This window comes from Methylococcus sp. S1M (assembly GCF_051295855.1).
In the GTDB taxonomy this organism is placed as follows: domain Bacteria; phylum Pseudomonadota; class Gammaproteobacteria; order Methylococcales; family Methylococcaceae; genus Methylococcus; species Methylococcus capsulatus.
Genome location: NZ_JBPDXO010000087.1, coordinates 1 through 228, shown reverse-complemented (window position 1 = coordinate 228; position 228 = coordinate 1). Strand labels below are relative to the sequence as shown.

Below are 228 nucleotides of genomic sequence, written 5' to 3'. Positions count from 1 at the left end.
GTCGCGCCGGGCCAGACGGGCGCACACGAGACCGAGGGTGACAGCCCCATAGGCCACGCCGACCAAGCCCAGCCCGCCGAACGCCTCCCACCGACCGAGCCCGGCGAGCTCGGGCCGGCCGGACCCGGCCCGGCTGGCCAGATAGCCGACCAGAGAGGGCAGAGCCCCGATGGGAGCGACCTCCCGGACAACCCGGACCTGGCCGATGCCCAATTGCGCGTTGGCAGA

Annotated in this window: 1 protein-coding gene; it reads right to left on the bottom strand. The window is 74.1% G+C overall.

Annotated features, from left to right (window positions below; all coding sequences use genetic code 11):
• Nucleotides 1–228, bottom strand: a 228-nt coding sequence (locus ACSHWJ_RS16160) for a hypothetical protein (RefSeq protein ID WP_435928809.1), incomplete at both ends; no start/stop codon positions are given.